Below are 14375 nucleotides of genomic sequence, written 5' to 3'. Positions count from 1 at the left end.
CATGACCATGACCATCCCGGCCGGCATGCCGCAGTACGACGATATGCCGACCTTTGACGTGGACAGGGTCCGGGCGGATTTCCCGATCCTGGGCCGGGAGGTCGGCGGTCAGCCACTGATCTATTTGGACAGTGCGAACACTTCGCAGAAGCCGCAACAGGTCATCGAGGCGATGGCGGTGCATTACGCGCTGCACAACGCCAACGTCGCGCGAAGCGTGCACCAGCTCGGCACCGAGGCGACCCTCGCTTACGAGGGCGCTCGTGAGAAGGTCGCCCGTTTCATCAACGCGCCCAGCGCGGACGAGATCGTGTTCACCAAGAACGCGACCGAGGCGATAAACCTTGTCGCGCACAGCTGGGGCTCCTCGCTCAAGCCGGGCGACGAAATCGTCATCTCCGAAATGGAGCACCACTCCAACATCGTGCCGTGGCAGCTTTTGTGTGAGCGCACGGGAGCGACGCTGAAGTGGTTCGGGCTGACCGAAACTGGCCGCCTCGATGAGTCCGATGTGGACACACTGATCAACGAACGTACGAAGCTGGTGTCGATTACACACACCTCCAACGTGCTCGGCACGGTCAACGCCACCGCGCGCATCACCGACCGTGTGCGGGAAGTGGGCGCCCTGCTCATGCTCGACTGCTCGCAAACCATCCCGCACAAGGCGTTTGACGTCGTCGACTACGACGCGGATTTCATCGTGTTCACGGGACACAAAATGCTGGGGCCCACCGGCATTGGCGTGCTCTGGGGGCGTGCCTCACTGCTGGAGAAGATGCCCCCGTTCCTCGGTGGCGGATCGATGATCGAAACGGTCCGCATGACCGGCTCCACGTGGGCGGCCCCGCCAGCGCGGTTCGAGGCGGGCACGCCGCCGATCGCGCAAGCGGTTGGCCTCGGTGCCGCGATCGATTACCTCAACGACATCGGCATGGACGCTATCGCCTGGCACGAGAAGACGCTGACGTCCTACGCGCTTGACGCACTGTCCACTGTGGACGGTGTGCGGATCTACGGACCAAAGGTGCCTGTCGGCAGGGGAGCGACCCTCTCCTTCAGCGTCGAGGGCGTGCACCCGCACGACGTCGGCCAGGTGCTGGACTCACTGGGCATCCAGGTTCGGGTTGGCCACCACTGCGCCCGCCCGATCATGGACCGCTACAGCGTTCCAGCGCTGACACGGGCATCGTTCTATCTCTATAACACTACTGACGAGATCGACGCGCTGGTACGCGGTCTCGATCAAGTGAAGAGGATGTTTAGCTAGCCATGCAGCTCGATCAGCTTTACCAGGAGATCATCCTGGATCACTACAAGCACCCAAAGGGGCGCGGGCTTCGCGAGCCGTTCTCAGCCGAGGTTCACCACGTGAACCCGACTTGCGGCGATGAAGTGACGTTGCGCGTTCAGCTGGCCGACGACAAGTTGATCGACATTTCGTACGAAGGCCACGGCTGCTCGATCAGCCAGGCCTCGGCGAGCGTGCTCTACGAACTGCTCGCTGGTGCTGAGCTGGGCGACGCACTGAAGGCGCATGCGGCGTTCACCGAGCTGATGACCGGCAAAGGCCAGGTCGAGCCGGACGAGGAAATTCTCGGCGACGGTGTGGCGTTCGCTGGAGTAGCAAAGTTTCCCGCGCGAGTGAAATGCGCGCTGCTTTCTTGGATGGCGCTAAAAGACGCCATCGGCCAGGTGGAGGACCAATGACCGAGATCGTTAAAGCCGCTGAAGATGACGTCACTGAGGCGATGAAAGACGTCGTTGACCCGGAGTTGGGCATCAACGTTGTCGACCTCGGCCTCGTCTACGGCGTGCACATCGACGACGAAAACGTTGCCACGCTTGACATGACGCTCACGTCAGCGGCTTGTCCTCTGACGGACGTCATCGAAGAGCAAACCCGCACCGCCCTTTGCACCGGGCCAGGCGGCGGACTGGTCTCCGACGTGCGCATCAACTGGGTCTGGCTGCCGCCATGGGGTCCCGACAAAATCACCGACGAGGGCCGGGATCAGCTGCGCTCCTTGGGCTTCAACGTTTAATCCCGCCTTCACGGGCTGGGATTGAGCCGGTGCCTGCGACTCCTGGGAGTCGCGGTGCCGGCTTTGGTTTATGCGTATTCGGTTGGGGCCGTGGGTTAAGACGTTCAGAGCTTTTATTTCCGATGTCCGTCGTGGTGGCGACCGTCCCTCCCGCGAGGCCCTCAAGGACCGCGCATCCCCGGCTCGCGAGCATTTCTCCACCCTCCGCCCTCCCCGCGGCTCCCGCCCGGCCCGCGGCTCGCCTTCTCCTCGCGGCTCGCGCTTTCCCGTGTCGGCGACCGACTTTGTGATCCACATCCGTGGGGACGTGATCAAAAGGCAGTTTGATCACGTCTGGAGGGCTGTGGATCACGGATGGGGATATGGATCATGACTAAGTTTGCCCACCCCGGAAACGTGATGGTGTGAGCGGTAGTTCGGGTCTGCACGCTCGACGTGGGGCGGTGATCCGATTTGTTGTCATAGTTGTTCACGCTGTTCAGGGTTCTGCCCAAGCCGACTGAGGCGGAAGCCTGGCGCGGTCTCCCTGATAGCTAGCCTGTGCCGCTGCCCGTCTCGGCTTACGCCGGCGGAGTAGGGCTGTGCGCATCACCATGGCTTGAGGAACCGCGAGTCGTGGATTGAGGCGTAACCTCCAAGCTGTGCTTATGGATACGCGGCAGCTGGAGATGTTTGTGCAAGTGGTGCGGGCAGGGTCGTTTTCGGCCGCGGCCCGGGCGCTGCATTGCAGTCAGCCCGCGATCAGTCAGCAGATGCGGGCTTTGGAGAAGGCTGTAGGAGGTCCACTGTTTCTGCGGGTCGGGCGGGGGTTGCAGCTGACCGAGGCTGGGCGCGTGCTCGCGGAACGTTGTGAGGCGATGCTCGACGATATGGCGGTCATGCAAAGGCAAGTGCAGGCGCTCGCCGCCAATGACGTTGCCACCGTTAGGGTTTGCGCCTTTCCGAGCGCCAACGCTTCGCTAGTGCCCAGGGCGGCCGCTGCTTTGATTAAGGGCCGCCCCAACATTCGCCTGGAGTTGAGTGAGCACGAGCCGCCGGATTCGTTCGACATTTTGCGGCGGGGCGCCTGCGATCTGGTGGTCGCGTTCGACTATGACGGTCCGCCGGAGTCGGCGGAACTGATGCAGGTCAAGCTGTTTGACGATCCGCTGGCGGTGCTCTTGCCGCGTGGGCACTATCTGGCCTCGCGTCCGCAGGTGAAACTATCCGAGCTGTCAGGTGAGCGGTGGATCGCGGGATGTCCCCGGTGCCGGGGCAAGTTTGTCGAGGTGTGCGAGGAGTCGGGGTTCACTCCCGACATCGTCTGCTCAACCGACGACAACATGGCGATCCAGAGTCTCGTCTCAGCCGGGCTAGGGGTGTCGTTGTCACCCCGGCTCGTGCTGTCGTTCCTGCGGCACCCCGACATCGTGGCCGTGCCGGTGAGTCCGCAGGTCACACGGCGGGTGTCGGCGTACACGTGGCCGGATCTCCTGCGCGTCCCGGCGATCCGGGCCACGCTCGACGCTTTGCTCAGCCAGGCCGCCACGCATAAGCACGCCTTATAGGGCTAACGCAAACTGGCCTCTGCCGCTCATAGCTTCGCGAGACGATCGTGAGGCTGTGGCTCTTTCCCCGTCCCGCGATGCTGCGGCCGCTCTGAACGGCACGCTTCGCCATGAGCCAACACATAAGCTGAACCAACCCCTGCCACCGCTCGACTTCACAGAACCGGCCACGTCTGGACGCACCGTTATCGGACCCGAGCGCGACGGGGCCGGGCCGGGAGAAGATGCGCCGAGTCTTCGCGATGGAGACGCGCGGCCGCGGACCGCGGTGGCCGCATCTGGGCTTGACCGCACGGGTGCCGGACACGACCGTGACGGCGCAGGCCTCGGACATGTTGCGACAGGGCGGAAGGCTGCCGCGAGGTTGGTGCCGGGGGTGGGCCTGGCGGCCGCTGGTGTCGCGGTGGCGGTGGTGCTGAACGCCTTCGTGAGCGCGGTGGGTGTGCTCACGGGAGCTGTCCTCCTCGGCGTGCTGGCAGCCAACGTCGGCGTGGTCACGCCGCTGTTCGCGCCGGGGATTCAGTTCACAGCCAAGAAGATTCTGCGCATCGGGGTGGCGCTGCTGGGCCTGCGGCTAGCGGTCTCAGACGTGCTCGGGCTCGGGCCTGCCGTGCTGGCCGTCATCGTGACCGTGGTGGTCGTGACCTTCGTAGGGACTGTCCGTCTTGGACGGTGGCTCAACGCGGGCGAAGGAACGACATTGCTTGTGGCGACAGGATTTTCCATCTGTGGGGCATCAGCGGTGGCGGCCATGAATGGCGTCGCTGAGCAGGATGAGGAAGACGTGGCCAAAGCCCTTGGCCTGGTTACGCTTTGCGGCAGCTTGGCCATGCTCGTGCTTCCGGCGCTGCAGCCGTTCACGGGACTGTCGAACTTGGCTTACGGCATCTGGGCGGGTGCCAGCGTGCACGAGGTGGCACAAGTGGTCGCCGCCGCGGCACCGGTCACGGGAGCATTGGCCATCGCCGTCGCGGTCAAGCTGACGCGGGTCGTGCTGCTCGCGCCGATGCTGGCGGCGGTCAGTTTTGTCCAGCGCCGCAAGGCTTCCGCGGCGCAACGGCCGCCGTTGCTTCCACTGTTCGTCGGGGTCTTCCTGCTGATGATCGGCATCCGCAGCACCGGGCTCGTGCCGGCGAACGTGCTCACGGTCGTCAACACGATCGACGGCTATCTGCTCGCCGCGGCGCTTTTCGCGCTTGGCACCGCGGTTCGCCTGCGGACGCTACGCCGGGCTGGCTTGCCTGCGGCGCTCCTCGGGCTCCTGTCGACGGCGCTCATCGCGGGGCTGGCCTACCTCGGGGCGGTCCTCGTGACCTGACCGCCGAACGCGAAGCGGTGCAGGGGAGTGAAACAACAAGACGTGAAAGGAGAGTGTCGTGGTTATACAGTCGCTAGTCGAGGAAATCCGTGCCACGTTCCGGACCCAGGACATCGCGAACGTACTCGAGAAGTACCTAACCCGTGATGACCTGCTGACACCGGAACAGTCCGAACCGGACCCGAACACTTACCGCCAGCACATCCTGCACGTCGAACCCGACGGATCGTTTTCGGTGACGGCAGTGGTTTGGCTACCCGGACAGGAAACCTGCATTCACGATCACGTCAGCTGGTGTGTCGTGGGGACACACGAAGGGGTCGAGGAAGAGACGCGCTATCGCTTCGTGGGCGGCGTGCTAACCGAAGATGGCGTGAGCTACAACCACGCTGGGACAGCGGTTTTCCTTGAGCCACCAGGTGATATTCACTCGGTGCGCAACTCATCGAGTACCCGCGTGATTTCCATCCACATCTATGGCGCGGACGTAGCGGCGCTCGGATCGAGCATTAGGCGCAAATATGAGTTGCCCGTTAGGGCAGGATAGGTCTTATGCAGCTGAAGATCTCGGTGCTCGCCGACCGCCCGGGCTTGATGGATCTGTTCTGGGACATGGAAAGCCCGTGGCCCGAGTTCATGAAGCACGACCCCATCGGCAACATGTATTACGGCATGTTCGGCAAGTTCGCTGAATACATCTTGGTCTGCCAGGACGAGAGCGGCGAGATCGTGGCGAAAGCTTACTCCGTGCCGTTTCACCTGGGCAGCGATGAGCTTCCAGACGATGGCTGGGATGGAGCGATCCGCCGCGGGATTCAGACGCTGACCGAGGGCGGAAAGCCGGACAAGATTTCCGCGATCGAGATTGTCATCAAGCCAGGCCTGCAAGGCACGGGGTTAAGCGCGCAGATCCTTGCCGCGCTGCGCGATAACGCGGGCCGTCACGGGTTCGCTGAGCTGCTGGCGCCGGTGCGGCCCAACGGGAAGACCGATCCACATCTGCCGATGAGCGTCTACGCGTACCAGACACGCGAGGACGGGCAGCCCATCGATCCGTGGCTGCGAGTGCATTTGCGCGCCGGCGGCACGATCGACAAAGTCGCCCCGCGCTCGATGGTCATCCCCGGAACGCTTGACGAGTGGCGCGAGTGGACTGGCTTGCCGTTCGACACGAGCGGCCCGGTCGTGGTGCCCAAGGCGCTGGCTCCCGTGCTGTGCGATGTCGAGCACGGCGTCGCGGTCTACGTGGAGCCCAACGTCTGGATCCGTCATAAAACCGCTGGACACCGCGGTTAGATTCGGGGCATGACTGATTCCCGAATCCGCCTTAAGTCTCTGTCCGCCGGCCTCAAGGCGGCGCGACAGCAGCAGGCGACGCCGGAGGGATCGGTGCGTAAGGCGCAGCGCTAATGGGCGAGCTTGTCGAGCCCATCGGAATTGCAGGGCGCTTAGTGCCTCGTGACGAAGGCGACCGAAGGGAGTCTTCGGCATGAGTGAGGCACTGTGGTCTGGCGTGCTCGCCGGGCTCGGGGTGGCTATCCCGCTCGGGGCGATCGGTGCCCTGCTGGTGAGTCTGGGAGCACGGGCCGGACTGAAGATCGCCGCGGCCGCGGCACTGGGTGTGGCGGCCGCTGACGGCATCTATGCGCTGATAGCGGTGCTCGGGGGCGCGTCCCTGGCGCGGTTCATTGAGCCCATTTCCGTCCCGCTTAAATACGTCGCCGTCGCGGTGCTGCTGTTCTTAGCGGTCCGCACGACGGTGACCGCCATTGCGCACTATCGCGATCCGGCGAAAGCCAAAGACCTCGGGGGCCTGACAACCCCTATGCGATCGTTCGGCGTCCTTCTGGGACTGACCTTGCTCAACCCGGCCACGGTCCTCTACTTTGGTGCGTTGGTTCTGGGCTGGCAGGCGTCTGGAAGCTTCACCGCCGCGGAGAGCGCTGTCTGGGTTCTGGCAGTGTTCGCCGCATCCGCCGCCTGGCAACTGCTGCTGGCTGGCGGCGGGGCGATGGTCGGCAAAGTGCTGGCCACGCCCAAGGGACGGCTAGGCACGGCAATGGCGTCGAGCCTGATGATTGGCGGTCTCGCCCTGGCGGTTCTTATGAGCTGAATGAGGGAAGGTCGCGGATGCTCGAAGTGGACGCGGTGACGGCCGGATACGTTCCCGGCAAAGAGGTTCTGCGCGCGCTCACGGTGCGCGTCGAGCCGGGGCAAATGCTTGCGGTCACTGGGCCTTCGGGTGCGGGCAAGACCACGCTCTTGCGGCTGATGGCCGGGCTGCTGAAACCGTTGCAGGGCAAGGTTTCCTGGCAAGGCTCCAGCGTTGGCGACCGGGACCATGCTGTCAAACAGGGCATCGTGCTCATCCCGCAAGACAACGGGCTGGCCACCATGCTCACCGCGACCGAGAATCTGCAAGTCGTGCTGCTGGCCAATGGAGTGAGCGGGCCTGACGCGCGCCGGCGTAGCTCAGAAGCGCTGGAGCAAGTCGGGCTCGCCGGTCAGGCCACGCAACTGGTCGAGGAACTTTCCGGCGGTCAGCAGCAACGGGCTGCCATCGCGCGCGGGCTCGCCTTGCGGGGCAAACTGTTGCTCGCCGACGAGATAACCAGCGAACTAGACGCGGCAAACCGGCAGAAGGTGCTCGATTTGCTGCGCGCCGAGGCGACGCGTGGGGCAGCGGTCGTCTTCGCCACGCACGACCCGGACGCGGCGGCGGCCTGCGACCGCATCGTGCACCTCATCGACGGCCGCGCTGTCGCCGCGGAACCCAACGGCCGCGCCGCGACGAACGGGGCTTAAATGTTTCGGTTGCTGTGGGCTGCCTTACGCAGCCGTCGTGGGGAGACGCTGGCGCTCATCGTGCTGACCGTCTTGGCGTCAGCCGCCGCGACGGCGACGCCGTTATATCTGGAGAGCGCTGAACGGACCGCCATCGAGACGGAGCTCGAAATGGCGACGGCCAACGAGCGCAGCGTCACGGTGAGCATGACGACGCCCGACGCCAACATCGCGACAGCCGCCGAGAGCATGCGGTCGAAGTTGCAGGCCGTCATTTCGTGGCCAGCGCTCACGGTCGCGACAGGCGGCTGGGTCAGCGGGACGTTCGTCAAGGCTGACTCCAAAGTGGACGCCGTGCTCGCCGCGCGCGAAGGCGTCTGCGACCACCTCAAGCTGCAGGGCACCTGCCCCGTCAGCACAGGTGATGTCGTCATCAGCCAGACACTGGCGAAAGAACTGAACTTAAAGCCCGGCGATACGTTCACCTATCTCGCCTTCGGCGGCGGTGCTGAGTCCCCGCTCAAAGTCACCGGGGTGTACGACGAAGTCGCCGCCGTCAGCGAATCCTTCTGGGCCGGGCGGTCCGCGCTGACGCCCTACCCGAATCGCAGCGCGAACCCCGTTTTCACGCCAGCGGCCACCATCGTGCAATCCGGTGTCGGATCGGCCACGGCCAACGCTGACCTGATCGCCGGCCCGGGAGCACTGTCCAAAGGCGACCTGCCGGAGCTGGCGAGCCAACTGCGCCAACGGGTTCCCTACGGCTTCACGCCCGACGAGGCACGTGGGCTGCGTTATCTGCTCGACCGCGTGACCACGACGCGGCGCGCACTGGGATCTTCGCTTCCCGCCGGAGCGGTGCAGCTGTTGTTGCTGTGCTGGCTCGTGCTGCTGCTGACCATCACCTACGGTGCGTTGCAGCGCAGGGGAGAGTCCGGCGTGACATTGTTGCGGGGAGCGCCGTTCCGCGTGCGGCTCGCCACGACGTTTGCCCCGCCAGCTGTCACCCTGCTGCTGTTTAGCCCGTTCGGGTTCGTCCTGGGATTGCTTGCGGCCCAGGCGATGCCGACCGCGGGTGCCGGGATCGCCGCCGGGGTAACGGTTCTCGTCATCCTGACGACGGCCGTTATCGCGATCTCGCGTGTGAACGCGGTGCCGTTGCACGAAGCGTTGCGCAACGTTCCGTCCCGCCGCGGCGGCCGGGCCACGCTGATCGCCGAGGCGGTCGCCGTCGCTGTCGCCGCCCTGGCTGTGGTGCAAGCGGTTTCGTCTGGCCCGGAGTCGGGGATCGGCATGCTCGCCCCCGTCGCGGTCGCTCTTGTCGCTGGCTTGGCGGCTGCCCGGCTGGTGCGTGGCATCGCGGCCGGAGCCGGAGCGGCGGCGCTTAGGCGAGGCCGGCTTTCCCTGGGCCTGGCGACGATTCAGCTCTCGCGCCGCCCCGGGGCGGACCGTCTGGTGACGCTCATCGTGGTCGCGGTCGCGATGGCGCTGCAAGCGGCCGCCGCTTGGGACGTCGCCGCGAAGCAGGCCCTGACCCAAGCCGAAACCGAGCTCGGTGCGGCTTCGGTGATGACGGTCGCGCGCACGCCGCGTACCCACTTGCTGCATGCCGTGCGCACGGCCGATCCCGAGGGCAAATGGGCGATGGCCGTGGCGCGGGAAAACACCGATGAGGTGGCTTTGGTGGCCGCTGACGCGACGCGGTTAGCCGCGGTCACCGGGCACGCCGATCTGGCCGGGTATGCCGGGCGCCTGCGCCCCCAAGGCGCGGAGCAGATTCGCGTGACCGGATCGGAAGCGGTGTTTGACTTCCGGGGCGAAGCCAACTTCGTGGCCACCGTCGAAGTGACCGTGGTGCTCGAAGGCCCCGACGGACTTCCCGTCTCGGGCTCGTTCACCCTTAAACCTGAACAAACCCAAGGAAAGATTCCGACCCCAGCGTGTACTGCGAAGCAGGGCTGCCGATTGGCCTGGTTAAAGTTCGCGTTCTCTCCAGCGGGCCTCAGCCTGATCCGCATCAGTCAGCTCAGTCCAGATAGGACACTGCTCGCCGGGCCGGAGATCGCCGCACCCGGCCGCTGGCGTACGGAGTTCAACTACGACCGTGCCGCACACCTGCTCATGGGCGAAGACTCGGCGATGGTGTTTTACGCGCCCCGCCGTCCCGGTGACAATCCCGCGGTTCGCCTTGTCGTGGCGGGAAACCCGGTTCCCGTGCCCGCGCTCGTGTCCGGCCCGCCCGACCTTCTGTACACGAGAGAACTCGCGTCGCACCCCCTATTCGGCGGGGCGGAACGCCCGCTGGACCTCATTGCCGCGATTCCGGTCCTGCCGGGGCTGCCCGTCAACGGGGTGCTAACCGACCTGGAGATCGCGGACCTTCTCGACGACAGTTTCGATAACAGCGCGCTGCTTCAGGTCTGGCTCGGGCCAGCCGCGCCGTCTGATGCCGAGGCACGGTTGCGGGCCGCCGGGCTGACCCCCATCAAGACGGAAACCGTGGCGAGCCGGGCCGCTCAGATCGGTGTTTACGGTGCCGGGCCGGGAGCACGGCTGCGCCTGATCGCGGCCGTGATCGGGCTATTGCTGCTCCTGCCAGCGATGGCCGTGGTCGCGTCAGCGGACCGCCGGGCACGTGCCGTTGAGCTCAAAGCGCTGCGGTTGCAAGGGGTTCCACAGTCCATCGTGGACCGGGCCACCGGCGGCTACGGCCTGCTCGTGGCGGCGGCGATGCCGGTCGCTCTGCTCACCGCACTCCTCACGTGGCAAGTCAGTCCGACCGTCGGCCAGCCACCCGACCCGCTCGTGCTGCTGGCCGTGTTCACTGGCTCGGCCGTCCTGCTCGCGATCGCGGCCCGCTTCGCCAAACGCGCCCTCGCCCGCGCCGTCGCCGGAGGTGCCGCATGACCCCACTACCATGCCACGCGGCCGAAGCGCTCCGGGTCGCGCCCAGCGCCCAAGCGGCGCACACCGCTGGGGGCTGGCGATGACGACGTTGTTGTGGCCCGCGTTGCGGGCGCGGTTGATGATCGCTGTGGTGACGCTCGTGCTGTCGGCTTTCGCGACGGCTGCCGCCGTCGCTGGGCCGCTGTTCGGTTCCGTGGCGCAGCAACATTCGCGGTCCGCTGAGGTGCTGGCCGCGCCGGTCATGGAACGAACGATCCTGGCGTCGCGCTCGGTTTCCACCACGGGTGCTGAGACGAAAGAACCCGTGCCTTACCTGCCAGGGTTTCAGACCATCTACGGCTGGATCGTGCCGGGACAGGTGGAGAACTGGCCGGGCACAAGACTTCCGTTTCTGGTGAGCAGAACAGGCTCGTGCGGTCATTTGTCGCTCGCGAGTGGACGGTGCCCGGTCGCGGACAGTGAAGTGATCGTCCGCGAAGACACGGGCCTCAAGCCCGGCAGCCAGATCACGTTCAACGGCATTGAAATTGGCGACGTTCGGCTCGTGATCGTGGGTGTTTACCGGTTCCTGGACGCGTCCGACCCGTACTGGTCGATGCGCGAGGAACTCATCGGTGCCCAGGGCGGCCCCATCATCACGACCGACCGCACCGCCGCCCTTGCCACGGGCGAGGGCCCGCAAATCGTTGACCTGCTTGGTTCCCCAGCCGGTTTCGCCGACCTGCCCACGCTCAAGCGCGAGCTCGACGTCATCCAGCAGCGCATGCTCGCGGGACAGTACGGCGTCAACACTGAGATGCCCGAACTCATCGAGCGCATCGAGCGCAGCGACCAACTGCTGGCGACAAGCCTGCTCACGGCGACGGTTCCGCTGGTGTTGCTGAGCTGGCTGGTGCTCTTCCTGGCCGTTACAGGGGCTGTCGAGCAACGGCGTGGCGAGCTGGGACTGGCCGCCTTGCGCGGCGTTCCGGCCTGGTGGCGCTGGCTGCTGCCGACGCTGGAGACCGCGATTCCCGTGCTCGCTGGAGCCGTGCCCGGCTACTTCCTCGGATACCTTGCCGTGCAGCTGATCGCGGGCGAACCGGTGCCGGGCTGGGAAGCGGCCGCCTACGCGGGCGTGGCCATTGGCGGGGCGCTGATCGCCGGTGGCGCGGCACAGATCAGTGCACTCACGGCACCTGTGCTGACCCTGTTGCGCCGCACCAGAACCGTGGCGGCGGGCACCGGCCGGCAGGTCGCTGAGATCGGCGCGCTGGTGCTCGCGGCCGGGGCTGGCGTTCAGGCCGCGTTACTGACCACCGGGCAGGGAGGCGTTGGTCTGCTTGCCCCGGTGGGGATCGCGCTTGGGCTTGGGCTCGCGGGCGCCAGGCTGCTGACCGGTCCAGCCAGCCGGGCCGGCCGCTGGGCGTTGCGCCGTGGGCTCATGCGCACGGGACTGATTTTCCTGTCCCTGGCAAGGCGTCCCGGCACTCCCGCCATCGTCACCTTGCTCACCGTCGTGTTTGGCATGTTCGGCTTCGCGCTCGCGGCCGGTGACGTGTCCGAGCGTGCGCGCGAGGAACGAGCGCGCATCGAGCTCGGGGCTGACCGTGTCGTACGGGTCGATCGCACGAGCGTTCCGTTGCTTATGGAGGCGATCCGCCAGACCGATCCCAACGGCGAGTTCGCTATGGCGGCCGTGGAATATAGCGGATCGTCCGAGGCACCGATCCTGGCCGTTGACAGTTCACGGCTCGCGACGGTGGCGGTGTGGCACGACGAGACCATCGCGAAGGCGTTGCACCCGGTGGCGGCTAAGCCGCTTATGTTGCGGGGCAAGGAATTCGTGCTCACGCTCGACACCGAATTGCCAGCCGGGGCTTTGGTGGTCCTCAACATGCGTGTGCTGTCCGGTGGCGTGCTGAAATCGCTGGATCCGGTGGAACTTCTGCCGGGCCGGCAGACTTACCGAGTACCAGCTGATGTTTGTCAAAAGGAATGTCAGCTTGATGAGCTGGAAGTGCGGTTCCTGACCCGTCAGGCGCGGCTCAAAATGACCATCGGCGAGATGACGAACGAGTCCGGTGAAGTGCTGGTGCCGCTCGCGGAAATGGGCGACCGGGCCCGCTGGCTCAAGCCGCAGACGTCGAAGTACCTGCTCGACGGCGGGGCAAACGGTCTCGTGATCGAAATGCCCGCCGGCGCCAACGAAGACGCGAGGCTTTATCCGCAGGCGATTCCGGCGCAGGTGCCCATGGCTGGGGCAGGACGTGTGCCGCAGGAATTGACCGGCCACAGTGGAACCGTGGTCTATCCGGTGACCACGGTGGCGACGCTGAAGCAGGTGCCGCGGTTTGGGCGCACGGGCACGGTCATGGATATCGAATACATGGATTTGGGTCCCGCGGGCGGCGGTGAGATCGCGCGGCCGGAAGTTTGGCTTAACCGCAAGGCACCGGCTGATGTGCTTGGTCGCCTGCGTGCCGCGGGGCTTACGGTGCTTGAGGATCGCACGGTCGCGGTGCGCCAGGGTGAACTGCGCGACCAGTCCCCGGCGCAGGCGACCAGATTCCTTGTGCTGGCGGCGTTTGGGGCACTCGTGATCGCGGCCGGCGCGTTGCTGGTCGTCGCGGTGCTGGAACGCAACCGGCCCGAAGACGGTTTCGTCGCGCTGCGGCCGCAGGGCCTCAAGACGGGCACCCTCGGTTCGGTCGCGGCCGGGCTGCGCTGGGCGGCTCTGTTCGTCTCAGCTCTCCTCGGGCTGATCGCCGCCGGGATCTCCTGGTGGCTGGCACGTCATGTCGTGCCGGTGTTCTCCGACGGCAGCAAACTCGTCGGAATCCCTGTCCTGCCAGACGTTTCCGCGTTGCTTCCGGTGCTGGGAGCGGCGTTCGGCGGACTGCTGGTGATCTGCTGGGTGGCGGCCCGTGTGGCCCGTGCCGAGGGGAGTTCGCGATGATCGGGCTAGCTGTTGTCTGCCGCCGTGTGGTGCACATCTACCGTGCCGAAGGTGGTGACGTGGTCGCACTGTCCGGTGTGGACCTCGACATCGCCCCGGGCGGCATGGTGGCCCTTGTCGGGCCGTCGGGCTCGGGAAAGTCCACGCTGATCGCCCTGCTCGCAGGGCTAATGCGCCCGAGCGCGGGCCGGGTCCAGGTTGGACTCGCCGATATCGGGCAACTCAGCGAAAAAGAGCTCGCCCGCTTGCGCGGCACCGACTTAGGTGTTGTGCTTCAGGGCGCCAAGCGAAATCTGCTCCCATACGCCACACTGATGAGCAATCTGTGGCTCGCCCAGCGCCGGGCGGCTCAGGTGAGGCCCCGTGACCTGGAGCCTCCCGACCAGATCCTGGCCCTGGTCGGGCTGCCCGGTCACGGGCACCGCCGCGTTCGCGATCTCGAACCAGCCGAAGCGCAGCGTGCCGCTTTGGCCGTGGGGATCGCGTCGTCACCCGGGCTGCTGCTCGTCGACGAGCCGACGAGCCAGCTTGACCGGGCGGGGCGAGACGAGGTGCTAGACGCGCTCGAAGCCATCAACCGCGAGCGGGGCACCACGATCGTTGCGGTGACTCACGATCCAGCCGTCGGCGAGAGACTTGGCCGTGCCGTGACCATCCGGGATGGACGGGTCGGCTCGGAAGGCCGCAACGGGCGTGAGTTCGCGGTCATCGCGGGCGATGGCACCATTCAGCTTCCGCCCGAGGTCCTCGACGCGTACCCGCCGGGAACCCTGCTCGCGGTAAAGCACGACGGCGGAGAGGTAACACTGGTCGCGGAATAGGCGCGACGCTTATAG

At 66.0% G+C, this 14375-nt stretch carries 12 protein-coding genes; all 12 read left to right on the top strand.

The genetic code is table 11. The features are described from left to right. Position 1: 1 nt before the first annotated feature. The 12 genes from A3E1_RS0112730 (at position 2) to A3E1_RS0112675 (ending at position 14360) form a co-directional block, all read left to right on the top strand. Entirely contained in the window at positions 2-1270 is a 1269-nt protein-coding gene (locus tag A3E1_RS0112730) for a cysteine desulfurase (protein ID WP_020521153.1), read from the top strand. 2 nt (positions 1271-1272) lie between these two features. Then, positions 1273-1710 carry a Fe-S cluster assembly sulfur transfer protein SufU gene (sufU, locus tag A3E1_RS0112725; RefSeq protein ID WP_020521152.1) on the top strand — a complete coding sequence of 146 codons (438 nt, stop codon included), beginning with the start codon at positions 1273-1275 and terminating at the stop codon, positions 1708-1710. Continuing rightward, complete coding sequence (locus tag A3E1_RS0112720) at positions 1650-2045, top strand: metal-sulfur cluster assembly factor (RefSeq protein ID WP_083929479.1); 396 nt, start codon at positions 1650-1652, stop codon at positions 2043-2045. Before sufU ends, A3E1_RS0112720 begins: the two co-directional genes overlap by 61 nt. A 647-nt stretch (positions 2046-2692) precedes the next feature. Beyond that, positions 2693-3592, top strand: coding sequence for a LysR family transcriptional regulator (locus A3E1_RS0112715; RefSeq protein WP_020521150.1), 900 nt, complete (start codon positions 2693-2695; stop codon positions 3590-3592). A 376-nt stretch (positions 3593-3968) separates the two neighbouring features. Beyond that, positions 3969-4910, top strand: a complete 942-nt coding sequence (locus tag A3E1_RS0112710; RefSeq protein WP_245571146.1) for a YeiH family protein — start codon at positions 3969-3971, stop codon at positions 4908-4910. Between the two features lie 58 nt (positions 4911-4968). Next, a complete protein-coding gene (locus A3E1_RS0112705) occupies positions 4969-5457 on the top strand; it encodes a cysteine dioxygenase family protein (RefSeq protein ID WP_020521148.1) in 489 nt (162 codons plus the stop codon). Positions 5458-5462: 5 nt separating this feature from the next. Next, entirely contained in the window at positions 5463-6206 is a 744-nt protein-coding gene (locus A3E1_RS0112700; RefSeq protein ID WP_020521147.1) for a hypothetical protein, read from the top strand. Between the two features lie 193 nt (positions 6207-6399). Next, positions 6400-7023 (top strand): LysE family transporter, encoded by a 624-nt coding sequence (locus A3E1_RS0112695; RefSeq protein WP_020521146.1) that lies wholly within the window; start codon positions 6400-6402, stop codon positions 7021-7023. A 17-nt stretch (positions 7024-7040) separates the two neighbouring features. Next, positions 7041-7715 (top strand): heme ABC exporter ATP-binding protein CcmA, encoded by a 675-nt coding sequence (ccmA, locus tag A3E1_RS0112690; protein ID WP_020521145.1) that lies wholly within the window; start codon positions 7041-7043, stop codon positions 7713-7715. Beyond that, complete coding sequence (locus tag A3E1_RS0112685; protein WP_020521144.1) at positions 7716-10601, top strand: hypothetical protein; 2886 nt, start codon at positions 7716-7718, stop codon at positions 10599-10601. It begins immediately after the preceding gene. 79 nt (positions 10602-10680) lie between these two features. After that, positions 10681-13539: an FtsX-like permease family protein gene (locus A3E1_RS0112680; RefSeq protein ID WP_020521143.1), complete on the top strand. Its 2859-nt coding sequence runs from the start codon at positions 10681-10683 to the stop codon at positions 13537-13539. After that, complete coding sequence (locus A3E1_RS0112675; RefSeq protein ID WP_020521142.1) at positions 13536-14360, top strand: ABC transporter ATP-binding protein; 825 nt, start codon at positions 13536-13538, stop codon at positions 14358-14360. The genes A3E1_RS0112680 and A3E1_RS0112675 overlap by 4 nt, the downstream gene beginning before the upstream one ends. The last annotated feature ends 15 nt before the right edge of the window (positions 14361-14375 follow it).

The organism is Catelliglobosispora koreensis DSM 44566 (assembly GCF_000379685.1).
GTDB classification, from domain to species: Bacteria; Actinomycetota; Actinomycetes; order Mycobacteriales; family Micromonosporaceae; genus Catelliglobosispora; species Catelliglobosispora koreensis.
The sequence above is the reverse complement of the archived record's forward strand: the minus strand, read 5'-3'. Positions and strand labels throughout refer to the sequence as shown.